General features: G+C 50.4%; 14 protein-coding genes. 10 read left to right on the top strand and 4 right to left on the bottom strand.

Going from position 1 to position 19,458, the window contains the following annotated elements; genetic code table 11:
• Positions 1 to 156: 156 nt before the first annotated feature.
• Positions 157 to 3,684, bottom strand: coding sequence for an acyl-[ACP]--phospholipid O-acyltransferase (locus Pan161_RS10045; RefSeq protein WP_145226377.1), 3,528 nt, complete (start codon positions 3,682 to 3,684; stop codon positions 157 to 159).
• 296 nt (positions 3,685 to 3,980) lie between these two features.
• A complete protein-coding gene (locus tag Pan161_RS10040) occupies positions 3,981 to 4,958 on the bottom strand; it encodes a VWA domain-containing protein (RefSeq protein ID WP_145226374.1) in 978 nt (325 codons plus the stop codon).
• Between the two features lie 281 nt (positions 4,959 to 5,239).
• Here Pan161_RS10040 and Pan161_RS10035 point away from each other — a divergent pair, with 281 nt between their 5' ends.
• The 7 genes from Pan161_RS10035 to Pan161_RS10005 all read left to right on the top strand — a co-directional run bounded on the left by Pan161_RS10035 (position 5,240) and on the right by Pan161_RS10005 (position 14,284).
• The gene (locus tag Pan161_RS10035) at positions 5,240 to 5,722 is read left to right on the top strand and encodes a thiol-disulfide oxidoreductase DCC family protein (protein ID WP_145226372.1); all 483 of its coding nucleotides are present in this window, start codon (positions 5,240 to 5,242) and stop codon (positions 5,720 to 5,722) included.
• A 33-nt stretch (positions 5,723 to 5,755) separates the two neighbouring features.
• Positions 5,756 to 7,141, top strand: a complete 1,386-nt coding sequence (locus tag Pan161_RS10030; RefSeq protein ID WP_232103683.1) for a sulfatase family protein — start codon at positions 5,756 to 5,758, stop codon at positions 7,139 to 7,141.
• Between the two features lie 91 nt (positions 7,142 to 7,232).
• Positions 7,233 to 7,511, top strand: coding sequence for a hypothetical protein (locus tag Pan161_RS10025; RefSeq protein ID WP_145226371.1), 279 nt, complete (start codon positions 7,233 to 7,235; stop codon positions 7,509 to 7,511).
• Between the two features lie 12 nt (positions 7,512 to 7,523).
• Positions 7,524 to 9,194, top strand: a complete 1,671-nt coding sequence (locus Pan161_RS10020) for a PQQ-binding-like beta-propeller repeat protein (RefSeq protein ID WP_145226369.1) — start codon at positions 7,524 to 7,526, stop codon at positions 9,192 to 9,194.
• A gap of 338 nt (positions 9,195 to 9,532) precedes the next feature.
• Entirely contained in the window at positions 9,533 to 11,266 is a 1,734-nt protein-coding gene (locus Pan161_RS10015; RefSeq protein ID WP_197995810.1) for a DUF1549 domain-containing protein, read from the top strand.
• Between the two features lie 64 nt (positions 11,267 to 11,330).
• Positions 11,331 to 12,605: a DUF1501 domain-containing protein gene (locus Pan161_RS10010; protein WP_145226365.1), complete on the top strand. Its 1,275-nt coding sequence runs from the start codon at positions 11,331 to 11,333 to the stop codon at positions 12,603 to 12,605.
• Positions 12,602 to 14,284, top strand: a complete 1,683-nt coding sequence (locus Pan161_RS10005) for a hypothetical protein (protein ID WP_145226363.1) — start codon at positions 12,602 to 12,604, stop codon at positions 14,282 to 14,284. The genes Pan161_RS10010 and Pan161_RS10005 overlap by 4 nt, the downstream gene beginning before the upstream one ends.
• A gap of 3 nt (positions 14,285 to 14,287) precedes the next feature.
• Here Pan161_RS10005 and Pan161_RS10000 read toward each other — a convergent pair whose 3' ends face one another.
• A complete protein-coding gene (locus tag Pan161_RS10000; protein WP_197995809.1) occupies positions 14,288 to 14,755 on the bottom strand; it encodes an SRPBCC family protein in 468 nt (155 codons plus the stop codon).
• A 400-nt stretch (positions 14,756 to 15,155) separates the two neighbouring features.
• Positions 15,156 to 15,926, bottom strand: coding sequence for a leucine-rich repeat domain-containing protein (locus Pan161_RS09995; protein ID WP_145226359.1), 771 nt, complete (start codon positions 15,924 to 15,926; stop codon positions 15,156 to 15,158).
• A 362-nt stretch (positions 15,927 to 16,288) separates the two neighbouring features.
• On the opposite strand from Pan161_RS09995, the gene Pan161_RS09990 reads away from it, so the two are divergent.
• The 3 genes from Pan161_RS09990 (at position 16,289) to Pan161_RS09980 (ending at position 19,232) form a co-directional block, all read left to right on the top strand.
• A complete protein-coding gene (locus tag Pan161_RS09990; protein ID WP_145226357.1) occupies positions 16,289 to 17,131 on the top strand; it encodes an MlaE family ABC transporter permease in 843 nt (280 codons plus the stop codon).
• Positions 17,132 to 17,165: 34 nt separating this feature from the next.
• Entirely contained in the window at positions 17,166 to 17,981 is an 816-nt protein-coding gene (locus Pan161_RS09985) for an ABC transporter ATP-binding protein (RefSeq protein WP_145226355.1), read from the top strand.
• Positions 17,982 to 18,071: 90 nt separating this feature from the next.
• A complete protein-coding gene (locus tag Pan161_RS09980) occupies positions 18,072 to 19,232 on the top strand; it encodes an MlaD family protein (protein WP_145226353.1) in 1,161 nt (386 codons plus the stop codon).
• Positions 19,233 to 19,458: the final 226 nt, after the last annotated feature.

The raw sequence follows: 19,458 nt of genomic DNA, 5'->3' as shown, positions 1-19,458 counted from the left end.
ACGATTTTCACTATACAATGGCCCGTTCTTTACACTAATGGACTCTTGAGACCCCAAAACCTAACGCAGTTTTCGGAAAATCTGCGATAGTTGTTGCGAGAGCGAAAGATGTGTGGAATGCACATCGCTAAAGCAGGTAAAGTACGCATCATGTTATCAGCTGGTGACTTCGGCTGCAAAGGCTTCACAGGCGACCTGCTTGATTTTTGCCAGATCGAGTTTGCCGGTGCCCAACAGGGGAATCGTTTCGACTTCCAGAAAACTGTCGCTGGAAGGCATCCAGAGATTCGGTAGATTCTCGCTGGCGAGTTGTTTGAGGATCTCGTCGACTGGAATTTGCAGCCGCTTATGCAGGACGATCAAGCGTTCGCCTTTTTTGGGATCGGGAACCGACGTCACCGCGACCTGCACTTCGGGTTCATCTTCCTCCGGGTTGTTCACGATATCGATGATGAGTTCTTCAATCCTGAGATGAGGCACCATTTCTCCGCCAATTTTGGAGAAGCGGGTCTGCCTGCCGGTGATCGAGATAAATCCTTCATCATCGATGGTGGCAAAGTCACCGGTATTGTACCAGCCGTCGAGAATGACCTCTGCTGTTTTTTCCGGATTATTCAGATAGCCTTTCATGACATTCGGCCCCTTGATGAACAGCAGGCCTTCCTGTCCGTCAGGGAGATCTTCCCCGGTATCGGGGTCAACGGTTTTGGCCATCACACAGGGGATCGGACGACCTACAGTTCCCGGTTTGGCACTGACTTCTGTCGGATCCAGCTGTCGTGTGGGGGGAACGTTGACCGCAGCAACCGGAGACAGCTCTGTCGTGCCGTAACCTTCAGTCGGGAAGATTCCAAACTTCGCTTCGAATTCTTTTGCCAGACTCTGAGGCAGTTTTTCTGCGCCGGTAATCACAATGTCCAGTGACTGAAATTGTTCCCGTGTGCAGCGTTTCAAATAGTGCCTGAGAAACGTAGGCGTAGAAGTGAAGAGTGTGACTTTATATTTCTCAATCATTTTCCCCACGGTGCGGGCGTCGGTGGGATTAAAGTGATAACAGGACCGCATGTTTCTGGCGAAAGGCATCCAGAGTGCAATCGTATAACCAAACGAATGAAAGAAAGGCAGGATTCCCAGAATGCAATCTCGGGGGGAGAGTTGCAGCAGGTCATCGGCTGAGTTGATATTGGAAATGATATTGTGGTGAGTCAGCATGACTCCCTTGGGTTGTCCTGTGGAACCGGAAGTGAAAATGACAGTACTCAGATCGTCTGAGCTGACCCGAGTCAGGCCAATGATACGTTCAATCAACCAGGCCGGGACAATGAATGCCATGAACAGACAGATGAGTTTATCAAACAGCGATGCTTTGAGTTTGATTTCATCGACCAGGACCACATTCGCTTCCATTTCGATGGGCTTTTTTTCCAGGAACTTACTGCTGGTGAGTACCGTTTTAATACCTGCCTCCCTGATACAATAATTGATATCACTGTCAGACAGGGTGTAGTTCAGATTGATGGGCACGCGGCCTGAGATCGCGAGGCTGGCATTGACAGCAGACCCACCGACGGAGGGGGGCAGCAGGACGCCGACCATTTTTTCATCCTGCTTCAGAACGTATTTGTTGAGCAGTCGCCTCATCAGCAGTGCGCCGGTCAATAATTTTCCGCCGGTCAGTTCTACCCCGGTTGAATCAGCTACTTTTTGCTGGAATCGTCGACTCTTACATTTTCTCAGAAACAATCTTGGCGCTATCATTTGATATGTCTTTCGAAAATTGGCTGATTCGACTCCCAGGTTTTGTACTACCTTACGGACGTGCTTTTCATTCTCCGGGTGAAGAATAGGCTTCCCAAAACGAATCGAAACGGGGTAAGGCCACCTGCGGGGTTTTTTCCAGAAAAACTTTCCGCCATGAAAACTAAAGATGCTCCCCCAGAGTTCATCAATATAGACAGGTATCACCGGTGCACCGGTGCCTTTAATGATCTTCATCAGACCCGATTGAAAAGGCTGCAGGTATCCCGAACGAGTCAATTTCCCTTCTGCAAAGATACAGACTAATTCTCCATCTTCAATGGCAGATCGGGCTGTTTTGATGGATCGCATTAATGCTTTCGGACCATCTTCCACATTGATGGGGATGGTATTATACAGCTTCGTCAGCCAGGCGACCCAGGGACCTTGTACGTAAGTAGAATAGGCGATCATTCGGACGGGGCGCGTGGATGTCAGAATCAGGAACACGCCATCCAGCCAGGAGACATGATTGGCGACCAGCAGGGCGCCTCCTTTGGGAGGCAGATTTTTGAGTCCCTTCACTCGCAGTTTATAAATCGTACAACTGACCAGCCAGACCATGAAGCGGATCGTTGCGTTGGGAAGCAGCTTGAAAATATAGATCCCGACTGGAATGGTGAGCAGGCCCAGAACCATGAAGATCTGGCTGGCGGACATTTCGAGTTTTGCCTGCATCACCCAGAAGCCAAAGGATGCGATCAGAATAAACAGAAATGCCAGGAAGTTGGCAGCCGCCAATATACTGCCTCGAGTTTCGACATCACTGCGATGCTGTAGAAACGTTTCCAGGGGAATATCAAACAGTCCGGAACTGACGCCCAGCAGAAAGAGCCAGAGCAGGGAGAGACCGTACAGCAGTTGCGAATTCGATTCGGATCCGGGGATGACGCTGTTTCCGGTGAAGTAGAGCAGCAGGGAAGTGATGACGATCCCCGCTGCTCCCAGTGGGACGATTCCCAGTTCGATACGTCCGGAAGACCAGACACCTGCGAGGATACTACCCAATGCAACGCCAAAGACGAGGATGCCCAGTAGCGGGCCGATATCTTTCTGGGTCAGATTCAGTTCATTAATGCCGTACGTATCCACGTTCATCTGTGCCAGTGAAGCAAGCATCCAGAAAAAAGCGACTCCTAAAGCGGTTCGCAGCAGAGGGGTGCTGCTGGTGAGCAGCTGCATTTGATGCCAGGTTTCTTTGGCGGGATTATACGGGAACCCCCGATCAGGAGCAGCCGGTTCCAGCTTCCTGATTTTCAGGCTGGTGAGAGTTCCCAGTATCGCAACACCCACCAGTGTGAAAGCGGCGAAACTGATATCACTAAATGAACCTGGGGTGGAGAGACTGGGTTGCGTGAAATGGTACAGGTAATTACCTGCAATAAATCCCAGGGCCGATGACACGACGGTAGTCAATCCCATGATACCGTTGCCGCGTGAGAGACGATTATCACGAAGCATTTCGGGGATACTGCCAAATTTGGCAGGACCGAAGAGCGCGCTTTGACAGCCCATGAGGGCCACAATGAAAAACAGCAGATAGAGATTGCCGATTAGAACTGCACAGACCCCCGCGATCATAATGATGATCTCTGCGACTTTACAGGCAATGATCACCGTGCGTTTACTGAAACGGTCTGCCAGATAACCGGCGACACTGGCCAGCAGCAGATAAGGGAGTGTGAAGCAAGCCAGTCCTAAGGAAAGGGCATTCGCATCACCGATTTCGGGTTTGGCGATGGGAATGATGAACCAGCGAAACATATTGTCATTCATTGCTCCCAGAAACTGAGTTCCGAGCAAGGCCAGAAAGGAAGGTGAGTTCAGCGTCCCTTTGCGTACACCGCGTCTACGGGGTTGTGTTTTTGCGGTGATCGTTGAATTCATGTTATTGAGCGATCCAGGTTTTCTTACGGCTTGTTTAAATCGTCTGGGATTCAATTAGACTGATTCAGATAACGAGCTGGGGAAACTTACTTAAAAGAAAAGCAATCAAAACTGCTCACTTCAAAGAAGGCGAAGTGCGGTTGAAAATATCACGCGAAAAAATACGGTGATAAAAAAGCAAGTGGGCATACTATTCCAAAAAGTATTTATCTGTAAAGACTTAGATATTGAATGGCTCTAAAGAATCTATGAGAGCAGTACTTTGGTGTTCGCGTGTACCGTTTCGTGCCGGGGGATCAGGGAATAAAGGTGAAGGTCCCCGAATTATTTTCTGCCAGTTCCCGAATGGCCTGTTCTCCCTCGAGGTTGCCAAAGCAAATCCCATTCACCGTAATTGTGTGACTGCGGTTTTTCTGTGCAGCCACTTTATTGAAGGACTTCACAATCACGGGGTCGAATTGACCGTCGGTCAGAAAGTAAATCGTATCCGGTTGCAATTTCAGAGCCAGCAGCAATGCCTGGTAAGGTTCTGTCATTCCGATACCGGGTACGCGGGCCACCCAGGTCAGGTATTTCTGTTTTGCATCATTCGTCGCGGATTGCAATTCACGGGCGGGCATGGGGATGGCAATGTCGCTGAAGAAGATCACAAAAAACTGCTGGTCTTCGTCCAGGGAGTGAATGGCCCGTGCCAGTTCGAGTTTGACGCGTCCCAGTCTGGTTTTTCCCTCACTTTCATGGGGAAAGTTCATACTATTGGACGAATCGACCACGTAAACGATTTTTTTACTCTGCGGATTGATGCCGAAGAATTTCCCATTACCGTTTCCCAGTCCCGAACCGTCCTCTGCGTTTCCGAGGGCCGTTGAGGTCAGCAGCGCCCCAACGACTTCTGAACCATATTTTGTCGTCATCGCTTCTTCATACTGTGTCACCTGAGGGAGTGGACCCTGAAGATAAGACGATTGTGATTCAGGATCCGGGGCGGAAGAACGTTTTACGATTGAAGGTAATTTCGAAAGCAGGGCAGAGTTGCTGGGGTGTTCTTTTTGTTTGGTCACCGGGATCAGCTCAAGTACTTCTGGTTCGAGCTGCTTTTGTGCGGGAGTCCAGCGTGTCTGGATCGCATCGGAGTCCGCTGAAAACCGTGTACCAACCTGATGTTCGAAGATCAGTGACAGACTGCCGATGATTAAAAGATGAACCAGCGTAGAGACACCCAGACCCTGATTCCAGCGCGATTGCGAATCAGAATGTGTGGATTGGTGCTGCATGGAACCCTTCACCGGAAAGAAATGTGTGATAAGCCTTCTGTAAGTAAAATCGGCAGGATAGCCACCTTAATTCTAGCGTTAATTTTGAGGAAACAACAGAAGTATTCAGTGAATCTGCACCCTCAAGGCGTAAGCGAAGCGTGAGGCAGAGTCTTTTGCCGGGATTCCCGTGAATGCGGTAAAATACGACTGGAGATAAATGCTTATTACGTATAATATTACAGGTAAAGTGCGTTTTTTCGGTAGACTGGATCGTATTTCAGGTTGAGAAACGAAATCACATGAAAAAATCAGTGACGACGATGGATCCCAATCGCCCGATTTCTGCTGTTATTGCGGAGGAGACGGGGGCATCCGGTTTGACGGATAAGCCGATTCTGTTTTTTGATGGTGTGTGTGGTTTATGTAATTCCAGCGTCGATTTTGCGATGACACGGGATCGACAGGCACGGTTGTATTATGCGCCTCTGCAAGGAGATACTGCCAGAAAGTTGTTGAGTGAACAGGATCTTGCCAGTGTAGATACGGTTGTCTTTCGGACTGTGGAGGGCACTCACTGTTACCGGCGATCAGCGGCAGTGGTCAGGCTGTTGTGGTTACTGGGATTTCCCTGGAACGTCTACGGATGGTTGCTGTGGTGTATTCCGCTTCCGATCCGTGACCTGGGATACCGACTGATTGCGAGTGTTCGCTATCGCCTGTTTGGAAAACACGAGACCTGCCGAATGCCGAGTCCTGATGAGCGTGCCCGAATCCTGCCTTGATCGAATTCATTTCAAGTTGATAAAGAGACCGTTATGCGATTGATGCCGTTGAAATGCTTCCTGATAACAGTACTGGTATTCATGGGGTTGAAAGGGGAAGTTTCAGCGCAAACGCCGCCGACAGCAAAACCCAATTTTATAGTATTCATCGCAGATGACATGGCCTGGGATGACTGTGGTGCCTATGGTCATTCTAAAATTCAGACGCCAAATCTGAATCAGCTGGCTGCAGAGGGGATGAAGTTTAATCATGCGTATTTAACCTGTAGTTCCTGCAGTCCGAGTAGAGCCAGTATTATTACCGGCCGCTATCCCCACGGCACGGGAGCCCACCAGCTGCATCTGCCTTTGCCAGCCAGTCAGGTGACTTTTGTCGAGAAACTGAAAGAAGCCGGTTACTATACCGCTTCCGCCGGGAAGTGGCATCTGGGGACCCCCACAGAAAGCAAGTTCGATCTGGTAACGACGAAGTTGAATGAGTGGGTACCGACGCTGAAGCAGAGACCAAAGGACAAACCGTTTTTCATGTGGTTTGCCTTCACCGATCCGCATCGTCCCTATCAACGGAATATCATTGACCGACCCCATACCAATGAAGACGTCAGCGTGCCCCCTTATCTGCCTGATACACCGGCAGTACGGGGGGATCTGGCTTTATACTATGATGAGATTACGCGGCTGGATGGCGTCGTCGGCAATGTGCGCAAAGAGCTGAACGCGCAGAAGGTGGCATCCAACACGGTGATTGTGTTTTTGAGTGATAATGGTCGCCCCTTTCCCCGCTGTAAAACGACCGTCTATGACAGCGGAATTCGAACTCCCTGGATTGTCACGTGGCCTGATCGAATCAAAGCCGGGAGTGTCTGTAATTCATTGATCAGCTCGGTCGATCTTGCGCCTACCGTACTGGAACTGGCTGGCCTGCCAGTGGGAGAAACCTTTCAGGGAAAAAGCTTTCACAAACTCCTGAAGAATCCGAATGCAACCACCCGCGGACTGATTTTTGCGGAGCACAACTGGCATGACTTTGAAGACTTTGGTCGTGCTGTCCGTTCGTCCCGTTATAAGTATATTCGGAATTTCTACACCGATATTCCGGGAACTCCTCCTGCCGATGCCGTTCGCAGTGATACGTACGTCAAAATGTTGGAACTGCGTGACGCCGGGAAACTGACTGAAAATCAGCAAAGCTGTTTTCAGATTCCCCGTCAGGAAGTGGAACTGTATGATGTGGAGGCTGATCCACATGAATTGCACAATCTGGCAGGAAATCCGGAGTATGCGGAAGTTCAACAGGAGTTGCGAACGGCCCTCGATCAATGGCAGGTAGAAACTCACGACCGTCTGCCGCGTGCCCGCCGACCAGATGAATTTGATCGGGAAACCGGCCAGCAACTGCCTGCCTTCCGTAAAAAATAAATGGCTCTGTGCATTTCCTATATTTTTGAAACGCCTCAATAAGGTTTCGGGTAAGACTGCTATGAAGTTTCTCACAATATAGAGTTGAGTCATGAACGCGCCAATAAATTCAAGTCTGACCCCGTTTTCCGATGTGGAAAAAACGACGACGCTGCAAAAAACAGGCGTTGCCACGATGTGCGCAGCCGCATTCCTGATGCTCTATTTTTTATTGGCGGGACCACTGGTCTGGATGGAGGGGAAGATGAAGTTTCCTCCCTTTTCTCGATCTGTGAAAGTCATCTATGCGCCACTGGCGCGGATTGTGAAATCCGATCTTGAGCCGGCCTCCAGTGTTATCAAAGCCTATGTGGGCCTGTTTAAAAAATAACGGGGCTGATACATGAGTGAAAGCGGACCGCCAATCGAGTTGGCAGTGGAACAGGCAACTGATGTTGAGACTCCCCGGCGGAAGTTTCGCTGGAAGTGGGGACTGGGTATTTTGCTGCTGGGTATCGCAGCTATATTTTATCGCTGGTTTCAGCTCGCGCCGGATCGTACCTACCAGGTGTTCGCGGTCTATGAAGGAATCCGCAATATTCTGGTGGGATTATTCATCTGGTGGCTGCTGTTTTCTGGCTTAGCCTGGAAGGCACGCTTCAAAGGCCTCGGCGGTGCTGCTTTAGTATTAGTACTGTTCTTGGGCCTGGTGCGCGTGGAAAGTTTTGAAGGGGATATGGTCCCCCGCTTTCGATTCCGATTCTCGCCGACACCAGAACAGCGGGCCAAAGCGTATTTCGAACAGATTGAAAACAAAGCCGAAGCAAAGCCGAAAACAGCAGGACAGACTCTCGTAACTGAGGCGGGTGACTGGCCAGGCTACCGGGGAATCAACCGTGATGGGATCGCGATAACGCAGTCAATTCGAACTGACTGGAAAACAGAGCCGCCTGAACTGATCTGGGAGCATCCGGTCGGCGCGGGTTGGGGGTCTTTCTGCATTGTCGGCGATCGGGTATTTACACAGGAGCAGCGCGGCGACGTTGAAGTCGTAGTCTGCTATGAGGCGCGGACCGGTCAACAACTCTGGGTTTATGCAGATGAAGTCCGTTTTGAAGAAACACTGGGAGGAGTCGGGCCACGTGCGACTCCGAGCTTCGATCAGGGATTTCTTTATACCGTCGGCGGAACGGGGGTTCTACACTGTTTCGAAGCGGTTTCCGGTATCGAAGTCTGGACTCATGATCTGCTCAAAGAACAGAATCTGAACAACCTGCAATGGGGCATGTCCGGCTCCCCTTTGATCTGGGAAAATCTGGTGATTGTGAATCAGGGTCTGGTTATGGATACGTCCGAACTGCATCAGCGTTCGATCATTGCCTTTGATAAACGGACCGGTAAGCAGGTCTGGACGAGTGGCAGCCGGAAATCGAGCTATAGTTCTCCGCAACTGGCAGAATTACAGGGTGTACCCCAGGTCCTGGTGTTTCATGCGAAAGGCCTGGAAAGTTTTGCACCGGCAGACGGTCGATCTCTGTGGTTCTTTCCCTGGACAAATCAGGCGGGCGTCAACGCAGCACAGCCAATTGTGATTGATGATTCATCCGTTTTTATTGGCTCGGGATACGGTGTTGGTTCGGCGCGACTTTCGATTGATAAGTCTGGAGACGAATGGAAAGCGGAGGAAGTCTGGACGAGTAAGAGTCCTAAGCTGAAATTCAATTCCGCGGTGTTGCGTGATGGCTATGTCTATGGGCTGGATGAAGGAATCCTCACCTGTCTGAACCTGGAGAATGGCAAACGTATTTGGAAAAAAGGGCGCTATGGTTATGGTCAGATGCTGCTCGCAGGCCCGATGCTGCTGATCCTGGCAGAGGATGGCAGCGTCGAACTGGTCAAAGCGGAGCCTGAAGCATATTCGCAAGTCGCGAAATTTCAGGCGCTCAGCGGACAGACCTGGAATCATCCTGCCTTAGCTCACGGGAAATTGTTTGTCCGAAACAGCGAACAGGCCGCCTGCTATGACATCTCAACCGTCTCAAAACCCCTGCCAGCCGTAGAAACAGATCGTTAGACTGTGTGCAGTTTTACTGTAGCGTCTTCAGGGTCATTTGGGCCGAGAATCATAGATTGAGAGACGCTATGGTTAAAATGTGATGCGCTCTACAACCGTTCTGCCGGGCTTCCTTTCGTCCTTTGTGGACTTTCTCCGGATTGTGTAAAGCTAAGTAAGATCTGCGGATTATCCTTGACGGAGTGGCGCAGGGGATGCACAATAGACGATAAATAAACATCCGCCTATGTGTTTTTGACTTCCCACAACGTACTGAAATGGAAAGAGTTTCAATACGTCCCGCCTCAGATAGCCAGACTGTCTGAATGACATTGCAGAGAACGGAAGAAAGGAGACCCATGTTTCGCGCGAACATGCGAGTTTACGTTTTGCTGCTGATTGTGTTCTCCCTCCCGGCGATATCAGTTCCCGTTATGGCTGCAGATCTGTCACAGTCTGCTGCTGAGCCACTGGTAGCGAAAAAGCCGATGCTGCCCACAGGACCCCCTCTGCATGTCTTGATCGACAAGTTCGTCCAGAGCCGACATACCGATTATGCCAGACTGGCGTCTCCTGTATGTGATGACGCTGAATTCCTGAGACGGATCTACCTCGATATGACAGGGCGGATTCCCACGATCTCACAGACGCGAGATTTTCTGAGTGATCAACGGTCCGACAAACGGTCGGTTCTGATTGATCAGCTATTGAATTCTCCCGAGTCTGCCCGCTTTATCTCACAGCGTCTGGATGTGATGCTGATGCAGCGAATGAAGAAGAAGTACATCGATGTCAGTACCTGGGAAGAATATTTGCGGAAGTCCGTCGCTGAGAACAAACCGCTGGATCAACTGGTGCGCGAAATCCTTTCTGCGGATGGTTCTGATAAGGAACATCAGGCAGAGGCTCGCTTTTATCTGGCCCGCAGTGGTGAGGTGAATGAGCTGACGCGAGATATCAGCCGAATATTTCTGGGAGCTGATCTGACGTGTGCCCAGTGTCATGATCACCCGGAAGTTGCCGACTGGAAGCAGGATCATTACTACGGTATCTCAGCGTTTCTGATTCGCAGTTTTGTATTTACCGACAAAAAGAAAAAACAGACGGTCTTTGCTGAGAAAGCAGAAGGCGAAGTCAAATTTGAATCGGTGTTTGAAGTTCGCGACAAGACCTCCAAAGGCCCCGAGACGACTCTGCCTGCCGTGTTTGATGGCAAAAAGATTTCCGAACCCGCATTTAAAAAGGGGGAAGAGTACAAAATCAAACCAGCCAAAGATGTTCGACCGATTCCCAAATACAGCCGTCGTGCTCAACTGGGAGATGCGATTACCAGAGAGAATCGCCGCTTTGCGCGAACAATGGCGAATCGTTTGTGGGCAATGCTGCTGGGGCGGGGAATCGTGCATCCGCTTGATGAAGACAATTCAGATAATCCTCCCTCGCATCCCGAGTTGCTGGAAGCACTGACCGCTCAACTGATGTCACACGACTATGATCTGAGATGGTATCTCCGCGAGATCGCTTTGAGCGAAACATACCAGCGCTCAAGTGCCAACGATCTGTTTCAGGATAAAACTGCGAAAGATTTGTCCGATGCACATTTCACGCACGCCTTACTGAAGCCTTTGAATCCGGAACAGTATGCCTGGGCGGTAATGGAAGCGACCGGGCTGGCAGAAGTGCATCGGAACAGTCTGAAAAAGAAGTTGAGTGAAGCAACACTCAGGAAAAATCTGCTGGGTTATGAACGCCAGTTTGTCTCCCTGTTTGGTGGGGTGCCGGGTGAGCCCGTCAAAGACTTCGAAGCGACCGCAGATCAGATTTTATATCTGTCTAATGATCAGCGGATTCAGGTCATCCTGCCGGCGCGTCCGGGAAATCTGGCCGATCGTCTCATGAAAATTCCAGCGGATCAAGCGGATCAACTGGCGGAAGAAATGTATCTCAGTGTCTTAACGAGACATCCACTTCAGGCTGAAACTGAAGAAGTGACAGCTTTGCTGGCGGGAAAAAAAGGGCAAGATCGAGCAGTGATCGTTACCGATCTGATCTGGGCATTGTTAATGTCATCGGAGTTTCGGTTTAATCACTGATAGAACATCATTGAGTTGATTCAATCACAGTCAGTCTTATTGAATTCAGGGAGAGGGTGTGACAATGCGTTGTAACTATGCTTGTGGATCACATGAATCACTGACGCGCCGCTCTTTTCTCGGGGGCTCTGCCGCTGGTGCATTAAGTTTGCTTGGCTTTGGCGGAATGACTCAGGTTCAGGCAGCGAAAAAACTGGCTTCGCAACAGAAACAGGTGGTCGTGTTCTGGCTGTCCGGCGGGGTCAGTCAGCTGGAGACCTGGGATCCCAAGCCGGGAACAGAAACGGGAGGACCTTTCCAGGCGATTTCCACTTCAGCACCTGGCGTGCAGATCAGTGAGCTGTTGCCTTTTACTGCGCAGCAGATGCATCACCTGGCGTTGGTCCGAGGCATTAATACTAAAGTAAACGACCATGGCAAAGGGGCGTACATCATGCAGACCGGGCGGAAAGAGCAACCTGGTTTTGCCTATCCCTATCTGGGCTCCTCGTTTTCCAGCCATCTGTCTCCGCCTGACAGCCCCTTGCCGGGTTATATTTCTGTCGGTGCCGGCGGCTCTTCCAAGGAAGCAACGTTCCTGGGACCCCGCCATGCGCCACTGGTACTGTCAGGTGGTAGGGCGCCCGCGAATCTGGCGATGCATTCTTCCATGACTGCAGAGCGGGACGCGCTCAGGCGGAGTCTGCGAAGTAAGGTCAGTCAGCGATTTGAACAGAAACGCAAGACTGCACATACCGAAGTTTATAATGAATCGTTCGATCAGGCGGCGGCGTTGATGTCCCGGCGGGAGATTTTTGACTTCAGTCAATTTTCTGATAAAGACGTGGAACGCTATGGCAAACATGATTTCGGCCAGCACTGCCTGATGGCGCGGCAATTAATTGAGAAAGGTGTGACGTTTGTCAAAGTGGGACATACGAACTACGACACGCACTCCGAGAATTTCAACTTTCATATCGAGCAACTGGGCGAATTCGATCGACCTTTTGCGATGTTCATTTCTGATCTCTACGATCGGGGTTTACTGGAACATACGCTGATTATCTGCATGTGCGAATTTGGCCGTACCCCCAGAATTAATTCGCGCGTGGGCCGTGATCATTGGGGGACCGCCTGGTCCATCGCCGTTGGCGGGGCCGGAATCAAAGGGGGCGCGGTTTCCGGTAAGACGAATGAAACCGGCACCAAAGTAATTGATCGTGAAGTCAATGGCGGGCATCTGTTCCACACCTACTATCAGGCGGTCGGACTGGATTCATCAGAAGAATTTTATCCCAATGGCCAGCCAATTGCGAAAGCCGATCCCAAGACTGAAGCAATTAAGGAGATTCTGGCGTGAATGGATTACCAGCGCGGCGGTTTCAATTTTTATGTCTACAGACAGTGGCGGTGTTGTGCTGCACGTCCCTGCTGTCGGCGGCAGATAATCCAGCCGATAAAACGGCTGCCAGTGAATCACCGTTACAGGCAGTCAAACCGATCCTGAATCATGGACCGACGCAGTTACCCACTGCTTTGAAATTCGCTGAACTGGATGCTGCCAAAGCGTCAAAAATTACTGAGGCTCAAGTGAAAGCCGTCAATCAGATCACTGCAGAACTGAAGCAGGCCGACTCTGAAATCAGTAAGATTCAGTCAGAGATTCAGAAGGCAAAGCAGAAAATCAAAACTGAAACGGATGCCTTGAAAATGCTGCAAGAGGAACTCAAAGCGTTACCGGAGAAGAAATCAGGCCAGCAGAAGGTGGAAGATCAGAATGATGAATTGGCTGAAGCCGCGAAACTCAAAGTAGAAACGCTGTCGCTGGAACTGAAAAAACTGGAACAGCAGGTTAAGCTGCTGGAGCAGTCGCTTCCTGAAAAACAGAAGCAACAGGCAGAATTGAAAAAGCAGGTAGCAGTTGCTGATAAAAATCTGACAGAACAGCGGACGCAAGCGGGACAGTTTCAGGAATTTGTGGAACTCTTTCGCAAGCAGCCGCCTGTAGCAGATCCGAAACGGTTTCGTGAAGTCGCTGCGTTTTCCCATTCGCGGCCTTTGTATTCCTGTAAAATTGACGCCAGTGGAAATTACATGCTGGCAGGCGCCCAGGGATCAGCCTTTAATCGCTGGGATCTGGTGAGTGCGGAGAATACGGAACTGCTGGGACATCAGAGTTGGATCCGTCGATTTGATGTGGGGCGTTCTGATCCGTTGCTGATCACGGGCGCCTATGAAGGCAAGATCGCCTGGTGGGACCTGGAGGCCGAGCAGCCAAAGCCACAGCATTTAGTTGCCGCCCATCAAGGTTACGTGCGCGGAGTGACCATCAGCCCTGATGGAACGCTGGTGGCAACGGGGGGAAATGACTGCCTGGTGAAACTCTGGTCTGTGAAAACCGCGAAACTGGTCCGGACACTGGAAGGCCATGAATATCAGGTTTATAACGTGAAATTTCACCCGAGTGGCCGCTGGCTGATTTCCGGTGATTTGCGGGGGAATCTCAAACAGTGGGATGTCGAAACCGGAGATCTGGTGCGTGATTTCGACGGGAGTGCGATTTACAAATACGATACGACATTTCACGGGCATATCGGCGGGGTACGGGGAATGGATATCAGCCGGGATGGCAAATACTTTGCCATTAGTGGAATCGGTGAAGTTTCAAATGCCTTCGCCGGCATTGGGGTGCCAACCGTAATTCTGTTTGACTGGGCGACCGGTAAGCGACTGGCGGTCATGACACCCGATGATAATTTTAAAGGAACCTGCTGGGGAGTCCGCTTTCATCCTGAAAATGATTTCATCGCAGCCGCGGGGGGAAATTCGTCGGGTATGATCTGGTTCTGGAAACTCGGGGAAGACAAGCCTTTCGCATCGGAAAAGGTCAAAAGCGTACCTTACGATCTGGATTTCCATCCTGACGGCCTGCGGATGTGTGTGGCCTGCTTTGACAAGACAGCGCGACTCTATCATCTGGGCCCCGAAACTCCTTCAGAGCTGGCAGCCAGAAAAAAAGACAAGGTCAAGAAGAAATAGCGGTCATTTCACCGGCGGGGCACGTCGGACCGATTCCTGCTCCGCCAGTTCCTTCAGCTTTGCCACCTGTGATTTCAGGATCCGCTTCGTGAACCAGCTGAATAAGAGACCCATGCAGCGGTAGTAAAATGAGGCGAACTCCAACTCGCAGTGATAGTCCAGTTTCGTTTTTCTGCCGAGCGAAGTTAATTCATAAGTGACTTCGATCCGATGTGCAGGGTGGGCCAGTTTTACAGCGAGCAGTGTGGGTGGTTCGTATACAGTGACAATTCCCTTATACCTTTGTGTATTCAGACCTTCTTTAATCGTATGGATGAATTTTGCCCCGACTTTATATCCCGGTTTTTTCCCCTTGGGATATTCAATCGATTCCAGGCCTTGCATCCAGAGTTTCATTTTTTCATCGTCATTCAGGTAGCTGAATACGACTTCGACGGGAGCAATAATCTCCTGATGGTGTGCGATTTCCAAAGGCGCTCTCTCCCCGGTCGGTTCTGACTTGTTTTTATGTGATTTTAATTTGAAGTCGATCACACTGTTCAATGGTGAATTTCCAGTCGTAGCTCACGCAGCATTGTAACATGCTTTTACTGCCAGAGTGATCACGTTTGTAACTGGATTGATGAGATTTTACGCAAACTGGTGGGACACGAATCAGTGTCCAGTCGGCTGTTCAGGTCAGAAAGACAGCCTCTGGACTGTCTCCAGTTTTACTGTAGCGTCTCCAGGACCATTTGGACCGAGTATAGTAGATTGTGTGATACTATAGTTAAATGTGATGCGCTCTGGGAAAGTGAGCGACTCTTCATCAGTAAGTAAAAAAACGCAGGACTGTGACAGCCCTGCGTTTTAATCTGTTATTCGATCCGGATCACTTGTTTTTTTCTTTTTTCTCTGGCTGTTTGGCAGCCTCTTTCTTTTCTGCTGGCTTTTCAGCGGGTTTCTTTTCTGCTTTCTTCTTAGCAGGCTTGGGGTCTGGTTTCTTTTCTTTTTTGGGCTCTGGTTTTTTCTCAGCGGTCTTTTTCGCTTCCGGTTTCTTTTCTGCCGGTTTGGGGAGTTCTGGTTTTTCGGCTGCTACCGGTTTGGGCTCTTCGGGCAAACCGATGACTTCCAGACCAGTAATCTGTTCCTGCAGCGCCAGTCCCGCGGGACGGGTGACTTTTGTCTGCCAGACGTAAAGTCGTTTTAGTTTTTTCAGTGAGCTCAGCTGGGAAAGACCAGCGTCTGTGATGTCATCGCCATACAGATTCAGATATTCCAGATTGGGGAGTTGCTGCAGGTGTTTAAGGCCGGCATCGTTGACCTTGGTTTTTTCCAGGTGCAAATGGGTCAGATCTTTCAGCCCCTGGAGCTGTACCAGACCGGCGGATGTCACTTCTGTGCCACGCAGGTTGAGTGAAGCGACTTTCGAGAGTCCCGCGAGGGTTTTGAGGGTCTCATCAGTGATTTTCTGGTCTGACAGGTGAAAGGCGATTTCGAGTCGGTCATCATTCTGTGCCAGTTCCAGAACGGATCCTCCCGCGGCGATGACTTTGGCTTTGGCCTGTTCAGAGGCGGGATTGGCTTTTTTATCCTCGGCTGACAGGGGAGCAACCTGACTAAAAGAGATAACGGAAATCAGCGCGACAGAAAAAAATCTCATTTTACCTATCCTTACTTTCTCGGTTGTTCATCGGATTTGGTGTCAAAGTGGGTAGCACATCGAAGTTGATCGATCCGTTTGACCAGTTTCGGGAGTGACCGACGTGCATTAAATCAATATGTGACTTGGAGATACACCCCAATTTATCAATTCAACTGATCTTGATGCATTTTATCAGGAGAAAAGGTCGTACGGAAAGAGTCAATACAAAAAATGTGCCCTTCTGCTTAGAAAATCCCCCAGGGGCCGATTTGAGCCGGCACCGTAGAAATGGTCTCGATTCAAATCCGAAAATCCATTAACCTGCCGCCCGCGGAAGCTTCTATTAATGGATATAGTAAAGTCTGAACTGGAAAGAATTAATGTCATCTGCTTCTCCTACAGTCCCTCGAGACACCCTGATTCATGCTCTGGGACGCGGAGTTATTAATACTGTCTGCCTGCTGGGTGATCTGTTTCTCTTTGGCTGGGAGATGCTGGGCTGGATCATTACCCGGCTGCCTCCCCGGAGCAATCTCTGGTCGTGCATGTACCATATCGGTATTCAGAGTATCCCGGTGATTCTGATTACCGGTGGGTTCATCGGCATGGTGCTGGCAGTCCAGTCGTATGATCAGTTTAAATTAATGCATATGGAAAACCAGATTGGTGCCGTGATTGCCATTTCGCTGGTGGAAGAACTGGGACCGGTGCTGGCAGCGATCATGCTGGCCGGTCGTGTGGGAACTTCCATGTCCGCAGAACTGGGAACGATGCGGGTGACCGAACAGATCGATGCTTTGCGGGCACTGGGTGCGGACCCGATTCACTATCTGGTTGTCCCCCGGTTTCTTTCCTGCTGTTTACTGATTCCTCTCTTAACGATTATTGCCGACGCGGTCGGGATTCTGGGAGGCTGGTTTTTCAGCACACAGATCCTGGGCGTGGATTCGTTTTATTACTGGCATTATTCCGAACAGTTTGTATATGCCTACGATGTGATGGGAGGGATTTTCAAAAGTTTCTTTTTTGGTGCTGCGATTTCGCTGATTTCCTGTCACCGAGGCTTTCACTGTGGTGCGGGTGCTGAGGGTGTGGGTAAGGCGGCGACCGAAGCGTTTGTGTATTCCTTTATTGTAATCATGATTCTGGACTTCCTGCTCGGAGTCACAATTGTGAACTTCTATCACTTTATGCAGACCGTTTATCCGGGTGTTCTCAGGTAACGTATCCGTTCGAATTTGAACAGAAAAAAATGTAATGAATGACCGAACCGCCAACGATGAATATGTGATAGAACTGCGGAATGTTTCCCGCCAGTTCGGGACACAACAGGTGTTGCGCGATATTTCGTTTGGAGTGCGTCGCGGCGAAACGCTGGTCGTGATCGGCGAGAGTGGATGTGGCAAGAGCGTGACCATGAAAATGGTCATGAATCTGCTGCAGCCTTCCCAGGGCGATGTCCTGTGGAATGGTCGCTCGATCACGGATCGCAGTCCGCGTGAACTGCATCGTGACCGTTTGCGTATCGGCTATCTGTTTCAGGGGGCTGCATTATTTGACAGCCTCTCCGTTTACGAAAATGTCGCCTTCGGATTGAAACAGAATACGCGATTAAAAACGGAAGAGATTGATCAGATCGTACTGGAACGGTTGAGGGAAGTGGGGCTGTCAGAAAGTATCAGTCAGAAAAAACCAGCTCAGCTTTCCGGAGGGATGAAGAAACGAGTGGGTCTGGCACGGGCTTTGGCGATGACTCCTGAAGTCATGCTGTACGACGAACCAACCACGGGGCTCGACCCGGTGATGACCGATGTGATTAACGAACTGATACTGCAGACACGCGCCAGTCGTCCGGTTACCAGTATCGTAGTGACGCACGACATGAGTACTGTGAAAAAAGTGGCAGACCGGATCATTATGCTTTATCCACTGGCGCGATTGCATCCAACCGAGGAACAGATTGTCTTTGAAGGTACGGCAGAGGAAGCATTTCAGTGTGACTTACCACGAGTGCACCAGTTTGTGCATGGCGAAGCCGGAGACCGGATACGGGAAATGGCAGAAGCCAGCTGAACCGTTTCGTTACGAGACAGATAAAAGAATCTTTTTAAATTCAGATCAGAGTAATTGATCTCAAGGATGAGATCGAGATAGAGGTTATTTATGACGGACCGCCAGATTCAATTTCGCGTAGGACTGTTTGTGATTTCCGCAATGATCACCGGTGCCGGGATGATCTTTCAGTTTGGCCAACTGGAAACACTGTGGAAGAAAAAATACACGATTGCCATGAGGTTCGAATCGATTTCGGGCGTGCATCGTGGCACGCCTGTCGTGCGGCACGGAATTCGGATTGGTGAAGTGGATAAAATTATCACCAGTGACAGTAAACCGGGAGTCATGCTGCTGGTGAATATCGGCGAGTCACAGCATCTGCGCAAAGACGCCAGACCGCAGATCGTCAGTTCGATTATGGGAGACTCGAAAATTGTGATCGAGCCCGGCGTCAGCGCTGATTTCCTGAATCCGGGGGACCGACTGGTGGGACGTGAGTCCAGCGATCCGATGGAGATTGTGCATCGCATGGAACAGCAGGTGACCAAAACCCTTGATGCTTTTTCCACGACCAGCCAGGAATGGGAAAAAGTAGCGAGTAATATGAATCGTCTGATGGAGACCAAAGAGGGCAATCTGGACGTGGTTATTGAACGCACAGCGACCTCCCTGGAAGAGTTCTCACTGGCGATGCGTAAGATGAATCAGATGATGACCAGCGTGAACCAGCTGGTGGCTGACCCAGTACAGCAGGAAAACCTGAAACGTTCGATGGCTGCCATGCCGGCAATGATTGAAAGCACACAACGCACGATTGCCTCAGTCGAAATCGCAGTTCAGAAGGCCGGGCAGAACCTGGATAATCTTTCACAGGTGACCGACCCGCTGGCAAAACACAGCCAGTCAATGGTCATCAAGATGGATCGCAGTTTATCACGGCTGGATGCGATTCTGGCAGAACTGAACTCGTTCTCTCGGGCATTGAACGAGGGAGATGGCTCGCTGAAAAAATTCATGTCGGATCCGGAGCTCTATCGGAATATGAACCGTTCCGCCAGTTCACTGACGGTATTGTTGAATAACCTGGAGCCGATCGCACGGGATATTCGAGTCTTCAGCGATAAGATTGCCCGCCATCCGGAAGTGCTGGGTGTGAGTGGTGCCATGAAAGGAAGTTCGGGACTGAAAGATGCCGGGGATCAACCCCAACAGCAACCTTCGCGGGTCCGTCAGTCCGGGTTCTCATTTCCTTCGTCGAAAGGCCCCTAGACAAGCGGCCTTTCCAGCAGGTTGCTCGCAGGCATTGGTGGCTTTGCTATCTGATGGTACTGCCGGTTTTTCATCTCTGCTGGCTGCTGCGCAACTGATAAAATAACGCGGATATCCCGGGGCTGGAAATACATGGGATGCCAATGTGCTGCTCAGCAAACACCTGAGTCCTCTCCCCGCAGACAGAGGATTGGAATTCTAAAGGAGTACAGGCCGGTTGGCTGAA

The organism is Gimesia algae (assembly GCF_007746795.1).
In the GTDB taxonomy this organism is placed as follows: Bacteria; Planctomycetota; Planctomycetia; order Planctomycetales; family Planctomycetaceae; genus Gimesia; species Gimesia algae.
This window is presented reverse-complemented; position numbering and strand designations above follow the sequence as displayed.